Here is a 16706-nt window from a genome sequence, read left to right on the forward strand (position 1 = left end):
TCTTGCGTTTCCGACTCTATCAGACTCTTTCGTGTCCGATTCCCGGTCGAAGCGGGGCCGCTTTCCAGTTCCACGCTTTCGCGTTTCCCTTTCCGACGATTCCAATCTTACCAGACTCTTTTCTCACCGTTTCCGGTTCGAATTTGAATTCCGGTGGCCTTTGGAGTGGCCTTGCCTTTCGGCGGAACCGACTTTATCAGAACTTCTGAGTCGGAATTCCCGCTCTGTTCGGGGTGACCACTGCACACAAGTGTGCGCGGTGCTTCCCGGTCAGGCGGAGCCGTAAACGTACTGGAGCGGGGCGCCCCGATGCAAATCGGGGGCCCCGCTCCGGAGTTCGCGCCTGTCGGGGTCAGACCTCGACGACGACGGGAAGGATCATCGGTCGCCGACGGTAGGTGTCGGAGACCCACTTGCCCAGCGTGCGGCGGACCAACTGCTGGAGCTGGTGGGGCTCCATGACGCCGTCCTGGGCGGACCTGTTGATCGCTTCCTCGATCTTCGGCACGACGGCGCTGAACGCCGAGTCGTCGATGCCGGAGCCGCGGGCATGGATGTCCGGGCCGCCCGTGATCTTGCCGGATGAGCTGTCGACCACGATGAAGACGGAGACGATGCCCTCCTCACCGAGGATCCGACGGTCCTTGAGGGAGGTCTCGGTGACATCGCCGACCGAGAGGCCGTCGACGTATACGTAACCTGCCTGGACCTTGCCGACGATCTTGGCCTTGCCGTCGACGAGGTCGACGACGACGCCGTCCTCGGCGATGACGATGTGGTCCTTGGGTACGCCGGTGAGAGCACCCAGTTCGGCATTGGCCCTCAGGTGGCGCCATTCGCCGTGGACCGGCATCAGGTTCTTCGGCTTGCAGATGTTGTAGAAGTACAGCAGCTCGCCGGCTGAGGCGTGGCCCGAGACATGGACCTTGGCGTTGCCCTTGTGGACGACGTTGGCCCCCCAGCGCGTCAGGCCATTGATCACGCGGTAGACCGCGTTCTCGTTGCCCGGGATCAGGGACGACGCCAGGATCACCGTGTCGCCCTGCACGATCCGGATCTGGTGGTCACGGTTGGCCATGCGGGAGAGTGCGGCCATCGGCTCGCCCTGGGATCCCGTACACACGAGCACGACCTCGTCGTCCGGCAGGTCGTCGAGGGTCTTGACGTCGACCACCAGGCCCGCGGGCACCTTCAGATACCCCAGATCACGGGCGATGCCCATGTTGCGGACCATGGAACGGCCGACGAAGGCGACCCGACGTCCGTATTCGTGGGCCGCGTCGAGGATCTGCTGGATGCGGTGCACGTGGCTGGCGAAGCTCGCCACGATGATGCGCTTCTGGGCGTTGGCGAAGACCGTGCGCAGGACGTTGGAGATGTCCCGCTCGGGCGGCACGAAGCCGGGGACCTCCGCGTTGGTCGAGTCGGAGAGGAGGAGGTCGATGCCTTCTTCGCTCAGCCGGGCGAACGCGTGCAGGTCGGTGAGCCGGCCGTCCAGCGGGAGCTGGTCCATCTTGAAGTCGCCGGTCGCGACGGCCATGCCCGCCGGCGTGCGGATGGCGACCGCGAGCGCGTCCGGGATCGAGTGGTTGACCGCGATGAACTCGCAGTCGAAGACGCCGATGCGCTCGCGCCGGCCCTCCGCGACTTCGAGGGTGTACGGGCGGATGCGGTGCTCCTGGAGCTTCGCCTCGATCAGCGCGAGGGTCAGCTTGGAGCCGATGAGGGGGATGTCCGGCTTCAGGCGCAGCAGATACGGGACGCCACCGATGTGGTCCTCGTGGCCGTGCGTGAGGACGATGCCCTCGATGTCGTCGAGACGGTCCCGGATCGTGGTGAAGTCGGGCAGGATCAGGTCGATCCCGGGCTGCTCCTCCTCGGGGAAGAGAACTCCGCAGTCGACGATGAGCAGGCGGCCGCCGTACTCGAATACCGTCATGTTGCGGCCGATTTCACCGAGGCCGCCGAGCGGGGTGACGCGGAGGCCGCCCTTCGGGAGCTTCGGCGGGGTGCCGAGTTCGGGGTGCGGATGACTCAAAAGACTCTCCTTACCACGCGCGCCACGTACCGCTTGGGCACGTGGCGCGCATGTCATTCGTGCACTTGCTGTTGTCTGTGATGTCGCTCTTGCGAGTGTTCTTCGCTTATTCAGTTGTGAAGTCTGTGGTTACAGCTCTACCCCACCGGCGGCGAGATCGATCTTGAGCTGCGCCGTTTCCTGCGGGGTGAGTTCCACCAGAGGAAGGCGCAGAGGGCCTGCGGGGAGGCCCTGGAGCGCCAGCGCGGCCTTGGTGGTGATCACTCCCTGAGTACGGAACATGCCGGTGAAGACCGGCAGGAGCTTCTGGTGGATCTCCGTGGCCTTCTGGACGTCGCCGCCGAGGTACGCCTCGATGAGGGCGCGCAGGTCGGGAGTGACGACATGGCCGACGACGGAGACGAAGCCGACGGCGCCGACCGAGAGGAGCGGCAGGTTCAGCATGTCGTCGCCGGAGTACCAGGCGAGGCCGGACCGGGTGATCGCCCAGCTGGCGCGGCCGAGGTCACCCTTGGCGTCCTTGTTGGCGACGATGCGCGGGTGCTCGGCGAGCCTCACCAGGGTCTCCGTGTCGATCGGCACACCGCTGCGGCCGGGAATGTCGTAGAGCATCACCGGCAGACCGGTGGCGTCGGCGATGGCCGTGAAGTGGCGGAAGAGACCTTCCTGCGGCGGCTTGTTGTAGTACGGCGTCACGGCGAGGAGGCCGTGCGCACCGGAGCGTTCGGCCGTGCGGGCGAGTTCGATGCTGTGCCGGGTGTCGTTGGTGCCGATGCCGGCGACGACATGGGCCCGGTCTCCCACCGCCTCCAGTACCGCCCGTACGAGCTGGTCTTTCTCCGCGTCGCTGGTGGTCGGGGACTCGCCGGTGGTGCCGTTGACGATCAGGCCGTCATTGCCTGCGTCCACCAGATGGGCGGCGAGCCGCTGGGCGCCGTCGAGGTCGAGTGCACCGTCCGCCGTGAAAGGCGTGACCATAGCGGTGAGGACCCGCCCGAAGGGGGTCTGCGGAGTGGAGATCGGAGCCATGGGTAACACGCTACTCGTTGCTCGGCGCCGAGTGCCCCCTCGGGGGGACACGCAAGAGGAGCCCGGCACTGCCTGCTCGGGGGTTCAAGCAGTGCCGGGTCCGTTTGATCAGCCTAGATGAACTTCACGAAACGCCGCAATACGGACACCGCTTACGGGGCCACGCGTCCGTTTTTGTTGAAGGCTGCATGGGTGAGCGGCATGAGCCGGGCCCAGTGCTCTTCCATCTGCTGACCGACCATCTCGATCTCGCGCTGCGGGAAGGACGGCACCTTCGCCAGCTCGTGCTGGGTGCGCAGGCCGAGGAAGTGCATCAGCGAGCGGGCGTTGCATGTGGCGTACATCGAGGAGAACAGGCCCACGGGGAGCACCGCGCGGGCGACCTCGCGGGCCACTCCCGCAGCGAGCATCTCCTGGTACGCCTCGTACGCCTGGCGGTAGGAGTCCTCCATGATGCGGCCGGTGAGCTCCTGCTGGGCCTGGGTGCCCTCGACGAACTCGTACTTGCCGGGACGGCCCTGCTGGACGAGCTTGCGGGACTCCCCCGGAACGTAGAAGACGGGTTCCAGCTCCCTGTAGCGGCCCGATTCCTCGTTGTACGACCAGCCGACACGGTGACGCATGAACTCGCGGAACACGAAGATCGGGGCGCTGATGAAGAAGGTCATCGAGTTGTGCTCGAACGGGCTGCCGTGCCGGTCACGCATCAGGAAGTTGATGAGCCCCTTGGAGCGCTCAGGGTCCTTCGTGACCTCCTCCAGGGACTGCTCACCGGCCGTGGAGACACGGGCCGCGAACAGCACGTCGGAGTCGCCTGCAGCGTGTTTCACCAGGTCGACGGTGACATCGCTGCGGAAGCTGGGCTTTGCGGGCTCGGGGGTCTCGGTCACCGGCGGGGTCCTTCCAATTGCGTCGCTCGGGCGGCGCCCACTCTACGGGCCGCCACTGACAACGAGGGCAGGAAGGGCTGTCCAGGGATTTCTTCGACGAATTCGGCGATTCGGGGCACCGAACGGGCCTGTCGTGCGTCTGACTCAGTAGCAGCATCCACAAGAGAGTTCAAGGAGAGTTACCTCATGTTCCGCCGGCGTGAATCCGTCCCGTTCTCGTTCGTAGCCGAGGCCGACCGATTCCGCAGTAACGTCACCCCGCCCCCGCGGGAGCGCAGCAGCGTCTCCCAGCTGGCCGGGCGTTCCCTCATCGGGCTGACGGTCGTCGCGGGCCTCGTGGGGTCGCTGATCCTCGGCCTGCCCGCCCTGAGCCCCGCCCAGGGCCCGTCGGACACCCAGCAGACCCAGGCCTCGCACGGGAGCTGACTCGCACGGCCCCCCTGGGGTGGTCCCGTCGGTGATCTCCTCGATAGCCTCACCGGGCACAGCAATCGAGCGTGCTTGTGAGTGAGGATCAGTCGTGCCCCTGCCCTTTCTGACGGCCGACCGCGCGTTTGACGCGAGCGCCGAGGACATCGCGCTGCCGTTCGACGACCACGACGACTGGCGGCGCCCGTACCGCCCCGGGCCCTGGCGGGTCGGGGCCGCGGCCTTCCTGCTGCTGTTCGCCTCGTTCATCCTGTTCGCAGGGATGATCATCGCGTTCGCCGGGGCGGTACCGGGCGCCGCCGTCTGCCTGGGGCTGGCCCTCGTGGTCATCGCCTGCGCCCTGCGGCTGCTGCGGGTCGGCGCCTGGGTGAGCCGGCACGGCGTGCGCCGGGTGGGCTTCGTCACGACGACGACCGTGCCGTGGGACCAGGTCGCGGCCGTCCGTACGGTGCAGCAGCCGGTGAAGTGGCTCGGATTCCCGCGCACGGTACAGGGCCAGGCGCTGGTCGTCGTACGCCGGGGAGGCGACGCGATTCCGCCGCTGCTCACCGACAGCAACGCGGATTTCCTGACGCGGGGCGAGGCGTTCGACCGTGCTGCCGACACGGTCGAGGCGTGGGGGGACGAGTACCGGCGGGACTGAGGCGCGGGGCGACGGGGCCGTTCGGCAACCGGTTCGCCCTCCGCCCCCGGGCGCACACGAAGGGCGTCCGCGACCGCCGACCGGCCACCTGATCCGGACACATCGGCCCGGATCAGGTGGCCGGTCGGCCCCGGCAGCCCGGATCAGGGCGTGCTGGGCCGGGTGGCCTTCGCATGCAGGGCGATGGCCCGCTGCATGGCCTTACGGGCCCGAGGGGTGTCCCTGGCGTCCTGGTAGGCGACGGCCAGGCGGAACCAGCAGCGCCAGTCGTCCGGAGCGTCCTCGGTCTCCTCACGGCGGCGTGCGAACACGGCGTCGGCCGAGGCCCGGTCGATGCGACCGGACGGGGTACGGATCAGTTCGTCGACCGGCAGACCGCCCTCCGCGTCGAGTTCCGCGGCCAGCGCGTTGGCCCGCGCCACGAACTGGGTGTTCTTCCAGAGGAACCAGATACCGATCACCGGAAGGATCAGCACCGCGACTCCGAAGGCGACCGTCAGCAGTGTGCCGTGCCGGATGAGAAGGACGCCACGGCTGCCGACCAGGGCGAAGTAGAAGACCAGGACGGCAGCGGTGACGAAGTAGGTGATCTTTGCGCGCATGGCGGGGCTCAGTCAGTTCAGGTCGAGGAAGTGTTCCAGGCCGAACGTGAGACCCGGGGTGGTCACCACACGGCGTGCGCCGAGCAGGATGCCCGGCATGAAGCTGCTGTGGTGCAGGGAGTCGTGGCGGATGGTGAGGGTCTCGCCCTCGCCGCCGAGCAGCACCTCCTGGTGGGCGAGGAGGCCCCGCAGCCGGATCGAGTGGACCGGGACCCCGTCGACGTCCGCGCCGCGGGCACCGTCGAGGGCCGTGGCGGTGGCGTCCGGCTGCGGGGCGCAGCCGGCCTTCCGCCGCGCCTCGGCGATCAGCTGGGCGGTGCGGGTGGCGGTGCCCGAGGGGGCGTCGGCCTTGTTCGGGTGGTGCAGTTCGACGACCTCGACGGACTCGAAGTACCGGGCGGCCTGCTCCGCGAACTTCATCGTGAGGACGGCGCCGATGGAGAAGTTCGGCGCGATGAGCACACCGGTCTCCGGGGAGCCGGCGAGCCAGGTGTTCAGCTGCGCGAGCCGCTCTTCGGACCAGCCCGTCGTACCGACGACGGCGTGGATGCCGTGCCGGACGCAGAAGTCGAGGTTGTCCATCACCGACGCGGGAGTGGTGAGTTCGACGACGACCTGGGCGCCGGAGTCCACGAGGGTCTCCAGCTTGTCGCCGCGGCCCAGGGCGGCCACCAGTTCCATGTCGTCGGCGGCCTCGACGGCTCGTGCCGCCTCGGACCCGATGCGGCCCTTGGCGCCGAGAACGGCCACGCGCAGCTTGCTCATTGCTCTGCTTCCTTACGGGGAGTTAGGAGACCGCTTCGTCGAGGCGGTCGGCCTGCTTGTCCTTGAGCGGGCCGATGACGGAGAGCGAGGGGCGGTGTCCGAGGACCTCGCCCGCCACCGCGCGGACGTCATCGGGGGTGACCTGCGCCATCCGGGCCAGCATGTCGTCGACCGACATCTGGTCGCCCCAGCACAGCTCACTCTTGCCGATGCGGTTCATCAGCGCGCCGGTGTCCTCCAGGCCGAGGACCGTGGAGCCGGAGAGCTGCCCGATGGCGCGGCCGATCTCCTCGTCGCTCAGTCCTTCGGACGCCACTCGGTCGAGCTCGTCACGGCAGATCTTGAGGACGTCGTGGACCTGGCTGGGCCGGCAGCCCGCGTACACGCCGAAGAGACCGCAGTCGGCGAAGCCCGAGGTGTACGAGTAGACGCTGTAGGCGAGGCCGCGCTTCTCCCGTACCTCCTGGAAGAGGCGCGAGCTCATGCCGCCGCCAAGGGCGGTGTTGAGCACGCCGAGCGCCCAGCGGCGGTCGTCGGTGCGGGCCAGGCCCGGCATGCCGAGGACGACGTGCGCCTGCTCGGTCCTGCGGTTCAGCAGCTCGACGCGGCCCGCGGTGCGCAGGGTGCGGGAGCCCGCGCGCGGGGCGACCGGGACGGCCTCGGTGCGGGACAGCGCGCCCGCCCGCTCGAAGGCCTTGCGGACCTGGCGCACGACCGTGGCGTGGTCGATGTTGCCCGCCGCGGCGACGACGAGGTGGGTGGGGTCGTAGTGCTTCTTGTAGAAGCGGGCGATCCGGCCGCGGTCGAGCGCGTTGATGGTGTCGACGGTGCCGAGGACCGGGCGGCCGAGGGGGGTGTCACCGAGCAGCGTGTGCGCGAACAGGTCGTGCACGCAGTCGCCCGGGTCGTCCTCGGTCATGGCGATCTCTTCGAGGATGACGCCGCGCTCGGCGTCGACGTCCTCGGCGGTGATCAGCGAGCCGGTCAGCATGTCGCAGACGACGTCGATGGCCAGCGGCAGGTCGGTGTCGAGGACCCGCGCGTAGTAGCAGGTGTACTCCTTCGCCGTGAAGGCGTTCATCTCGCCGCCGACCGCGTCGATGGCGGCGGAGATGTCGAGGGCGCTGCGCTTCGCGGTGCCCTTGAAGAGGAGGTGTTCGAGGTAGTGCGTCGCACCGTTCAGGGTGGGGGTCTCGTCGCGAGATCCGACGTTGGCCCAGATCCCGAAGGTGGCGGAGCGGACGGAGGGCAGGGTCTCTGTGACGACCCGGAGGCCGCCGGGGAGGACGGTGCGGCGGACCGTACCGATGCCGTTGCTGCCCTTGAGAAGCGTTTGGGTACGGGCGACGGCCCGCGCCTTCGAGGAGGCGCGGGCCGTCGTCGCGGAACTACGGGACGTCACTTGGCGGCGTCGTCCTTCTTCTCGTCCCCTGCGGCGGAGCCGCCATCGGACTCAGTACCCTCGATGACCGGGATCAGGGAGAGCTTGCCGCGGGAGTCGATCTCGGCGATCTCGACCTGGACCTTGGTGCCGACGCCGACCACGTCCTCGACGTTCTCCACGCGCTTGCCACCGGCGAGCTTGCGGATCTGCGAGATGTGCAGCAGGCCGTCCTTGCCCGGCATGAGGGAGACGAACGCACCGAAGGTGGTGGTCTTGACGACCGTACCCAGGTAGCGCTCGCCGACCTCCGGCATGGTCGGGTTGGCGATCGAGTTGATCGTGGCGCGGGCGGCCTCGGCAGCCGGTCCATCGGCGGCACCGATGTAGATGGTGCCGTCGTCCTCGATCGTGATGTCGGCGCCGGTGTCCTCCTGGATCTGGTTGATCATCTTGCCCTTGGGGCCGATGACCTCACCGATCTTGTCCACCGGGATCTTGACGGTGATGATCCGCGGGGCGTTCGGGGACATCTCGTCCGGGACGTCGATGGCCTCGTTCATCACGTCGAGGATGTGGAGGCGGGCGTCGCGGGCCTGCTTCAGCGCGGCTGCCAGGACCGAGGCGGGGATGCCGTCGAGCTTGGTGTCGAGCTGCAGCGCGGTCACGAACTGCTTCGTTCCGGCGACCTTGAAGTCCATGTCACCGAAGGCGTCCTCCGCACCGAGGATGTCGGTGAGGGCGACGTAGTGGGTCTTGCCGTCGATCTCCTGGGAGATCAGGCCCATGGCGATACCGGCGACGGCGGCCTTGAGCGGCACACCGGCGTTCAGCAGCGACATGGTGGAGGCGCAGACCGAGCCCATGGACGTCGAGCCGTTGGAGCCCAGCGCCTCGGAGACCTGGCGGATCGCGTAGGGGAACTCCTCGCGCGTCGGCAGCACCGGCACGATGGCGCGCTCGGCGAGCGCGCCGTGGCCGATCTCACGGCGCTTGGGCGAGCCCACGCGGCCGGTCTCACCGACGGAGTACGGCGGGAAGTTGTAGTTGTGCATGTAGCGCTTGCGGGTCACCGGGGAGAGGGTGTCCAGCTGCTGCTCCATACGGAGCATGTTGAGGGTGGTGACGCCCAGGATCTGGGTCTCGCCACGCTCGAACAGCGCCGAGCCGTGCACGCGCGGGATGGCCTCGACCTCGGCGGCGAGCGTACGGATGTCCGTGACGCCACGGCCGTCGATGCGGACCTTGTCCTTGATGACGCGCTCGCGGACCAGCTTCTTGGTCAGCGCACGGTACGCGGCGGAGATCTCCTTCTCCCGGCCCTCGAAGGCCGGGAGGAGCTTCTCGGCGGCGATCTCCTTGACGCGGTCCAGCTCGGCCTCGCGGTCCTGCTTGCCGGCGACGGTGAGCGCCTGGGCCAGCTCGGACGTGACGGCGGCGGCGAGCGCCTCGAAGACGTCGTCCTGGTAGTCCAGGAACACCGGGAAGTCGCCGGTGGGCTTGGCGGCCTTGGCGGCGAGGTCCGACTGGGCCTTGCAGAGGACCTTGATGAAGGGCTTCGCGGCCTCGAGACCGGCGGCGACGACCTCTTCGGTCGGGGCCTCGGCGCCGTCCTTGACCAGCTGGATGGTCTTCTCGGTGGCCTCGGCCTCGACCATCATGATCGCGACGTCGCCGTCCTCCAGGACACGACCGGCGACGACCATGTCGAAGACGGCGTCCTCGAGCTCGGTGTGCGTCGGGAAGGCGACCCACTGGCCCTTGATCAGGGCGACACGGGTGCCGCCGACCGGGCCGGAGAAGGGCAGGCCGGCCAGCTGCGTGGAGCAGGAGGCGGCGTTGATCGCGACCACGTCGTACAGGTGGTCGGGGTTGAGCGCCATGATCGTCTCGACGATCTGGATCTCGTTGCGCAGGCCCTTCTTGAAGGAGGGGCGCAGCGGGCGGTCGATCAGGCGGCAGGTGAGGATCGCGTCCTCGGAGGGCCGGCCCTCACGACGGAAGAAGGAGCCGGGGATCTTGCCCGCGGCGTACTGCCGCTCCTCGACGTCCACCGTGAGGGGGAAGAAGTCGAGCTGGTCCTTGGGCTTCTTGGACGCGGTGGTGGCCGACAGCACCATGGTGTCGTCGTCCAGGTACGCGACGGCGGAGCCTGCGGCCTGCTTGGCCAGGCGGCCCGTCTCGAAGCGGATGGTGCGGGTGCCGAAGGTTCCGTTGTCGATAACGGCCTCGGCGTAGTGGGTCTCGTTCTCCACTAGCGTTTTCTCCGATACATATCGTCTTCTCGTCCCCACGCCCGTGTGGCGGGGGACGGTAGCGGAGAAGCCCTCCATCGGCGGGCCGGTCTTCGATCGAAGCACCCGGGTCGATGAGTCCGGGGGCCACTACCGAGGACCGGCGGCGGGGAGGTCTGCTTCTCGCTCGTCCGTGGGTCGTCCTGCGACCAGGTTACTGAGATTCGGCTCAGCTTGGCATTCCGGTGGTGCGGGCGGACGCGCCACACCCCGTACATGCGTACGTACGCATTCCTGTACGTACAGCAAAGGGAGCGGCCCCCTCAGTGGTGGGAACCGCTCCCTTCACGGCGTACTACTTGGCGCCGCCGGCCGCACCGCGGCGGATGCCGAGGCGGTCGACCAGGGCACGGAAGCGCTGGATGTCCTTCTTGGCCAGGTACTGCAGAAGGCGGCGACGCTGGCCGACCAGGATCAGCAGACCACGACGGGAGTGGTGGTCGTGCTTGTGGACCTTGAGGTGCTCCGTCAGGTCCGAGATGCGACGGGAGAGCATCGCGACCTGGACCTCGGGGGAACCGGTGTCACCCTCCTTGGTGGCGAACTCGGCCATGATCTGCTTCTTCGTAGCGGCGTCGAGCGACACGCGGTACTCCTCTTTGATGTTCGATGCGTCCACGAGTGCCCCTGGTCTTGGTCTCAGGGGGTCTTCCGTTACTCGGGGGCGAGGGTCCGATGGGCGCAGCTTCCAGGATGTTCCGGAAGCGCGTACACAAACGGCCGTCACACAGCGTACCAGCCCCTGCGGGGCGCAGTGCGTCGGGGCGGTTCCGGTGGTCCGGGAACGGTCCGTGCCGCTGCGTCCTCGGTCGTCGAGGGCCCGATCGCGCCCGGTCGGCCCGGTTCCGGCCGGCCGGGGCGACAGGGCCCGGCCGGGCTCAGCCGGGCTCAGCCGGTCAGGGACCTGGCCCTGGCGAAGACGTCCAGTACCGCCAGGCAGAGCGGGACCAGGGAGAGGAGGACGGTGCTCTCGGCCAGGTCGAGCAGACGGCCCCAGAACGGCGAGAGGCCCTTGCGGGGAATGATCAGGCCGATCGCGGTGAGCAGCGCGGCCCCGGCGGCCACGGCCGTGGAGAGCCAGATCGTTCGGATGTCCAGGGAGCTGCGGTCCCCGTACCGGACCAGATCGAACAACAGGTCCGTCGGCGGATTGAGGGAGAGGCCGAGGACGAGCAGGGCGACCGCGCCGAGGCCCGCCACCAGCACGCAGGCGACCTGCGAGGTGTAGCGGAAGAGGCGGGCGCGCAGCAGCATCGCGAGCCCGGCGGCGAGCGCCAGGAACTGCCCCCAGACGTTGTCCGAGAAGCCGAGGACGGCCGCGCACCCCACGACGACCGCGGCGCAGCCCCCGACCAGGCCCAGCAGCATCTCGTGGCCGCGGCGGGCCTGGGCCGCGATGCGGTCGGCCTCGACGGGGGTGGTCTGTGCCCGGGGTTCCGCGTTCGGGTCGGCGACGTTGTCGTCGTAGCCGCCGGGGGCGGTGTGGGGCGAGGCGTAGCCGATGGGCAGCCGGGCGAAACGGGCGGAGAGGCCGGGCAGGAAGGCGACGAGACCGAGGGCGACGGGAGCGCAGACCGCGGCGGTCTCGGTGGCGGACGCGTCGGTGAGGATCGCGACGAAGGTCGCCAGGGTGCCGACGGTGGCGAGGAAGGTCGCCGCGACGAACGGGGCGTCGCCGCTCGGAGTGAGGGCGACCAGCGTGACCGAGGCGACCAGGACCGCGACGCAGCCGAGGAGGAACTGGAGCCTGCCGGGCCCCTGGCCGGCGTCCGGGCCGATGATGCCGGAGCCGGCGATGAGGACGAGGGGCAGGGCGCCGAGGCCGAGCGCGACGGCGGTGGCCCGGTCCGCGTAGACCCGGGCGCGCACCCCCGCGAACGCGGTCAGCAGGAGCCCGGCGGAACCGGCGATGATGCCGGGCAGGCTGTGCATGTCGTGGCGGACCGGGTCGGCGAACCAGAGCACGAAGCCCATCAGGACGAGCAGCAGTACACCGCCGACGAGGCCCGCACCGCGCAGCAGTTCATCGCTCCACAGGTGGCGGTCGCGGGTGACGGCCGAGGCGACAGCGTCCGAGACGTCGTCGAAGACGGCGGGCGGCAACGACTGGGCGAAGGGGCGCAGGCTGAGGAGTTCGCCGTCGAGGACCTGCTGGGCGGCGAGGGTGCGCGCGCCGTCGAGGACCGTGCCGTCGCGGCGTACGAGGTGATACCCCGTGGGACTTCCGGCCTCCTGGGTCTGGCCGGTGAGACGGAGGATCTCCGGGTAGACGTCGGCGACGGCGATGTCCTCCGGCAGGGCCACATCGATCCGGCTGTCGGGTGCCACGACAGTCACGCGGCAGAAGCCCGTCGCTGCGGTCGAACTCACGTGTCTGGTCCCCCTGATTCGCGGTTGCGCACGGTGCGCGCGCCACCCTACCGGGAGGAGGGCAGGTCATCTGCAAGTAGGATCGCCGTCTCGCGGAGGGACGTCCGCAAGCACAGGCAGCCACGGGGGCTTCGGTGCACGTCCGGCCGGCCTTCCGTCCGTCCGTACCGAGGGATTGATGTTTCGGTGAGCCAGATCGTCGTGAAACGACCTCCGCGGTCCCTGCCGCCGGAAGTCCCCATGGACGAGTTGACGTTGGAGTCTCCTCCCGAACTGCCCCGCGGGCAGCAGGAGGGCATGCTGATGCAGATCCTGCCGGTGCTCGGCATGGGTTCGTCGGTGGTCTTCTTCTTCTCGCCCCAGGCGCCTCCGTTCATGCGGATAATGGGCGTTCTGATGCTTGTCTCGACCGGCGGGATGGTGGTCGCGCAGCTGGTCCGTCATCGCCGCGGTACGCAGGGGCAAATGGCAGATGTCAGGCGCGACTACCTCAAATACCTGGCGCAGACGCGGCGTACGGTACGCCGGACCGCGCGTCGGCAGCGGGATGTGCAGCTGTATCTGCAGCCGGCTCCCGAGCAGTTGTGGTCGGTGGTCGCCGAGGGCAGCCGGGTGTGGGAACGGCGCGTCGGCGACAACGACTTCGGGCAGGTGCGGGTCGGGCTGGGGGTGCAGCAGCTGGCCACGCCGCTGATCGCTCCCGACACCGCTCCGGTGGACGAGCTGGAGCCGTTGTGCGCGGGTGCGATGCAGCGGTTCCTCGCCGTGCACGGGTCGTTGGACGGACTGCCGATGGCCGTGTCGATGCGGGCGTTCTACCACGTGACGGTCTCCGGTCAGCCGGAGGCGGCGCAGTCGGCGGCGCGCGCGCTCGTCGCGCAGTTGGTGACGCTGCACTCCCCCGAGGATCTGATGGTCGCCGTCGTGACGGCGCGGGGCGCGGTGCCGCGCTGGGAGTGGACGAAGTGGCTTCCGCATCTGCAGGTGCCCGGGCAGATCGACGGGGCCGGCACGAAGCGGCTGTTCGGGGACGACCTGGGCGAGCTGGAGCAGTTGCTGGCGAGCCGGCTCGACGGGCGGCCGCGGTTCGGCCGGGAGGGTCAGCCGTTGCTGGACCAGCCGCACATCGTGGTGGTGCTGGACGGTGCGATGGTGCCGCCGGACTCGTTGTTCGCGGCGGCCGAGGGCATGCAGGGGGTGACGATCGTCGAGGTGGTGCCGGGCGAGCTCGACGAGCCGCGCGGCGGTCTCTCGGTGGTGGTGCGGCCGGGGCTGCTGCGGCTGGAGTCGGGTGCGGGGCTGGTGTACGAGGGGGTGCCGGACGGGATCTCGCTGCCGGCGGCCGAGGCGCTGGCCCGGCAGCTCGCGCCGCTGCGGATGGGCGGGGGCGACGGCGACGAACCGCTGCTGGCCAATCTGGACTTCACGGATCTGCTGAATCTGGGCGATGCGGCTTCGGTCGACGTGGCACGGACCTGGCGGCCCCGGTCGGTCTCCGAGCGGCTGCGGGTGCCGATCGGGGTCGGCGAGGACGGCCAGCCGGTGATGCTGGACCTGAAGGAGGCCGCGCAGGACGGCATGGGGCCGCACGGCCTGTGCGTGGGCGCGACGGGGTCCGGCAAGTCGGAGCTGCTGCGGACGCTGGTGCTCGGTCTCGCGGTCACGCACTCCTCGGAGACGCTGAACTTCGTGCTCGCGGACTTCAAGGGCGGTGCGACGTTCGCCGGGATGTCCCACATGCCGCATGTGGCGGCCGTCATCACCAACCTCGCGGACGACCTGACGCTGGTCGACCGCATGGGGGACGCGATCCGCGGTGAGCTCCAGCGCAGGCAGGAGCTGCTGCGGTCCGCGGGCAACTACGCCAACATCCACGACTACGAGAAGGCGCGGGCGGCGGGGGCGGCGCTGGAACCGCTGGCCTCGCTCGTCCTGGTGATCGACGAGTTCTCCGAACTCCTCACCGCCAAGCCCGACTTCATCGACATGTTCATCCAGATCGGCCGGATCGGCCGTTCGCTGGGTGTGCATCTGCTGCTCGCCTCGCAACGTCTGGAGGAGGGCAAGCTGCGCGGTCTCGACACGTATCTCTCGTACCGGATCGGGCTGCGGACCTTCTCCGCCGCCGAGTCGCGTACAGCGCTGGGTGTGCCCGACGCGTACCACCTGCCTTCGGTGCCCGGTTCCGGATATCTCAAGTTCGGTACGGACGAGATGACGCGGTTCAAGGCGGCGTACGTGTCGGGGACGTACCGCACCGGTGGCCCCGATCTGTCGGTGGGGGCGCTGCCGATCGAGCGGCGGGCCGCGGTGTTCAGCGCTCTTCCGGTGCCGGTGGTGTACGCGGCGCCCGACCCGGCGCATCTGGTGGCCGCGCGGGCGAGCGCCGAGGACGAGGCGCTCGCCGACACGGTGCTCGATGTGATCGTGCGCCGGCTCGAAGGACAGGGGGTGCCCGCGCATCAGGTGTGGCTGCCGCCGCTGGACCGGGCGCCGACGCTGGACCAGTTGCTGCCGGGGCTCGCACCCACCGCCGAGCGGGGGTTCACGGCCACGGAGTACACGCGTCCGGGCGGGCTGACCGTGCCGCTCGGGCTCATCGACAAGCCCTTCGAGCAGCGGCGCGAGGTGCTGTACCGGGACTTCTCCGGCGCGGCGGGCCACATGCTGGTCGTCGGCGGGCCGCAGTCCGGCAAGTCGACGCTGGTACGGACGCTCATCTCGTCGTTCGCCCTCACCCACACCCCGCACGAGGTGCAGTTCTACGGACTGGACTTCGGTGGCGGCGGCCTGGTCTCGCTGGCAGAACTGCCGCACGTCGGCGGAATGGCCTCCCGGCTGGACCCGGAACGGGTGCGGCGTACGGTCGCCGAGGTCGCCGGTGTACTGAACCGGCGTGAGGAGTTCTTCCGCGCCCACTCCATCGACTCCATCGCCACGTACCGGCGCAGGCGCGCCCTGGGCGAACTGCCCGGCGAGGCCTGGGGCGACGTCTTCCTGGTGGTCGACGGCTGGGGCGGATTCCGGTCCGAGTACGAGATGCTGGAGCAGGTCGTCACCGACATCGCCGCACGCGGGCTCGGCTACGGCATCCATGTCGTCATCACGGCCGCCCGCTACATGGAGGTGCGGGCCGCGCTGAAGGACCAGATCCTCGGCCGGCTGGAGCTGCGGCTCGGCGACGTCATGGACTCCGAGTTCGACCGCAAGGTCGCGGCCAATGTCCCCGCGGGTGTCCCGGGCCGGGGACAGGTGGCGCAGAAACTGCACTTCATGGGCGCGTTGCCGCGCATCGACTCCTCCAGCAGCGCCGCGGATCTCTCCGACGGTACGGCCGCGCTCGTCGGGTCGGTGAAGGCCAACTGGGCGGGGCCCGCGGCGCCGGCCGTACGGCTGCTGCCGCGCAAGCTGCCGGCCGATCATCTGCCGAAGGGCTTCGAGTTCCCCCAGCGGGGCATCGCGATCGGTATCGACGAGACCGATCTGGAGCCGGTGTTCGTCGACTTCGAGACCGATCCGTTCTTCCTCGTCTTCGGCGAGAGCGAATCGGGGAAGACCAATCTGCTGCGGCTGATCGCGAAGCAGATCGCGGAGCGCTACTCCCCCGACGAGGCGAAGCTCGTCGTCGGCGACTACCGGCGGGCACTGCTGGGTGCGCTGCCGGAGAGCCATCTGCTGGAGTACGCGCCGATGGCGAGCTCGATGCAGATGCACATGGAGGCGCTGGCGGGAGTGTTCGCGCGTCGGCAGCCGCCGACGGACGTCACCCCGCAGCAGCTGCGGGACCGCAGTTGGTGGACCGGTCCGCAGATCTTCATCATCGTCGACGACTACGACCTGGTGGCGACGAACGCGGGCAATCCGCTGGCCCCGCTGGCGGAGTATCTGCCGTTCGCGCGGGACACCGGGGTCCGCTTCATCATCGCGCGGAACTCCGCCGGGGCGTCGCGGTCGATGTACGAGGCGTTCATGCAGCGCATCAAGGAGCTGGGCGCGCAGGGCGTGGTGCTCTCCGGTGACCCGTCCGAGGGCGACCTGATCGGCTCGGTGCGCGGGCACGCGATGCCGCCGGGACGCGGGTACTTCGCCTCGCGGCGCCGGGGGAACCCGCTGGTGCAGATCGGTCGGCTGCCGGAGCAGCGCTGACGGCGCGGGGAGCCGGGGCGGGGTTCCTCCCGCGCCCCGGCTCCCTCGGCGGGCACCCGGTGTATGAGCGTCTCCCGGTGTGATCTTCACGCGTGCGGGCGAGGGCCATCGGGTGTACG

12 protein-coding genes are annotated in these 16706 nt (G+C 69.3%); 3 read left to right on the forward strand and 9 right to left on the reverse strand.

What is annotated here, in order from left to right:
* Positions 1 to 352: 352 nt before the first annotated feature.
* From ACF1B9_RS34935 to thyX, 3 genes are all read right to left on the reverse strand, one after another.
* Positions 353 to 2038, reverse strand: coding sequence for a ribonuclease J (locus ACF1B9_RS34935; protein WP_391746615.1), 1686 nt, complete (start codon positions 2036 to 2038; stop codon positions 353 to 355).
* A gap of 129 nt (positions 2039 to 2167) precedes the next feature.
* On the reverse strand, positions 2168 to 3067 hold the full coding sequence (dapA, locus tag ACF1B9_RS34940; RefSeq protein WP_376286619.1) for a 4-hydroxy-tetrahydrodipicolinate synthase: 900 nt from the start codon (positions 3065 to 3067) through the stop codon (positions 2168 to 2170).
* 152 nt (positions 3068 to 3219) lie between these two features.
* The gene (gene thyX / locus ACF1B9_RS34945; protein ID WP_351084661.1) at positions 3220 to 3957 is read right to left on the reverse strand and encodes an FAD-dependent thymidylate synthase; all 738 of its coding nucleotides are present in this window, start codon (positions 3955 to 3957) and stop codon (positions 3220 to 3222) included.
* Between the two features lie 186 nt (positions 3958 to 4143).
* Here thyX and ACF1B9_RS34950 point away from each other — a divergent pair, with 186 nt between their 5' ends.
* Both ACF1B9_RS34950 and ACF1B9_RS34955 read left to right on the forward strand, forming a co-directional pair.
* Positions 4144 to 4383: a hypothetical protein gene (locus tag ACF1B9_RS34950; protein WP_391746616.1), complete on the forward strand. Its 240-nt coding sequence runs from the start codon at positions 4144 to 4146 to the stop codon at positions 4381 to 4383.
* 94 nt (positions 4384 to 4477) lie between these two features.
* Positions 4478 to 5029: a hypothetical protein gene (locus tag ACF1B9_RS34955; protein WP_391746617.1), complete on the forward strand. Its 552-nt coding sequence runs from the start codon at positions 4478 to 4480 to the stop codon at positions 5027 to 5029.
* Positions 5030 to 5172: 143 nt separating this feature from the next.
* Here the strand turns inward: ACF1B9_RS34955 and ACF1B9_RS34960 are convergent, their stop codons facing one another.
* The 6 genes from ACF1B9_RS34960 to eccD all read right to left on the reverse strand — a co-directional run bounded on the left by ACF1B9_RS34960 (position 5173) and on the right by eccD (position 12441).
* The gene (locus ACF1B9_RS34960) at positions 5173 to 5631 is read right to left on the reverse strand and encodes a hypothetical protein (RefSeq protein WP_391746618.1); all 459 of its coding nucleotides are present in this window, start codon (positions 5629 to 5631) and stop codon (positions 5173 to 5175) included.
* 12 nt (positions 5632 to 5643) lie between these two features.
* Positions 5644 to 6396 carry a 4-hydroxy-tetrahydrodipicolinate reductase gene (gene dapB / locus ACF1B9_RS34965; RefSeq protein ID WP_391746619.1) on the reverse strand — a complete coding sequence of 251 codons (753 nt, stop codon included), beginning with the start codon at positions 6394 to 6396 and terminating at the stop codon, positions 5644 to 5646.
* A 22-nt stretch (positions 6397 to 6418) separates the two neighbouring features.
* Complete coding sequence (locus tag ACF1B9_RS34970) at positions 6419 to 7798, reverse strand: M16 family metallopeptidase (RefSeq protein WP_391746620.1); 1380 nt, start codon at positions 7796 to 7798, stop codon at positions 6419 to 6421.
* A complete protein-coding gene (locus tag ACF1B9_RS34975) occupies positions 7795 to 10032 on the reverse strand; it encodes a polyribonucleotide nucleotidyltransferase (RefSeq protein WP_391746621.1) in 2238 nt (745 codons plus the stop codon). Before ACF1B9_RS34975 ends, ACF1B9_RS34970 begins: the two co-directional genes overlap by 4 nt.
* Positions 10033 to 10366: 334 nt before the next feature.
* Positions 10367 to 10657: a 30S ribosomal protein S15 gene (rpsO, locus tag ACF1B9_RS34980; protein WP_351084700.1), complete on the reverse strand. Its 291-nt coding sequence runs from the start codon at positions 10655 to 10657 to the stop codon at positions 10367 to 10369.
* 302 nt (positions 10658 to 10959) lie between these two features.
* Complete coding sequence (gene eccD, locus ACF1B9_RS34985) at positions 10960 to 12441, reverse strand: type VII secretion integral membrane protein EccD (protein WP_391746622.1); 1482 nt, start codon at positions 12439 to 12441, stop codon at positions 10960 to 10962.
* A 186-nt stretch (positions 12442 to 12627) separates the two neighbouring features.
* Here eccD and eccCa point away from each other — a divergent pair, with 186 nt between their 5' ends.
* The gene (gene eccCa / locus ACF1B9_RS34990) at positions 12628 to 16587 is read left to right on the forward strand and encodes a type VII secretion protein EccCa (RefSeq protein WP_391746623.1); all 3960 of its coding nucleotides are present in this window, start codon (positions 12628 to 12630) and stop codon (positions 16585 to 16587) included.
* Positions 16588 to 16706 lie beyond the last annotated feature (119 nt).

Origin of the sequence: Streptomyces sp. NPDC014727, assembly GCF_043083485.1 — a bacterium.
Taxonomy (GTDB): domain Bacteria; phylum Actinomycetota; class Actinomycetes; order Streptomycetales; family Streptomycetaceae; genus Streptomyces.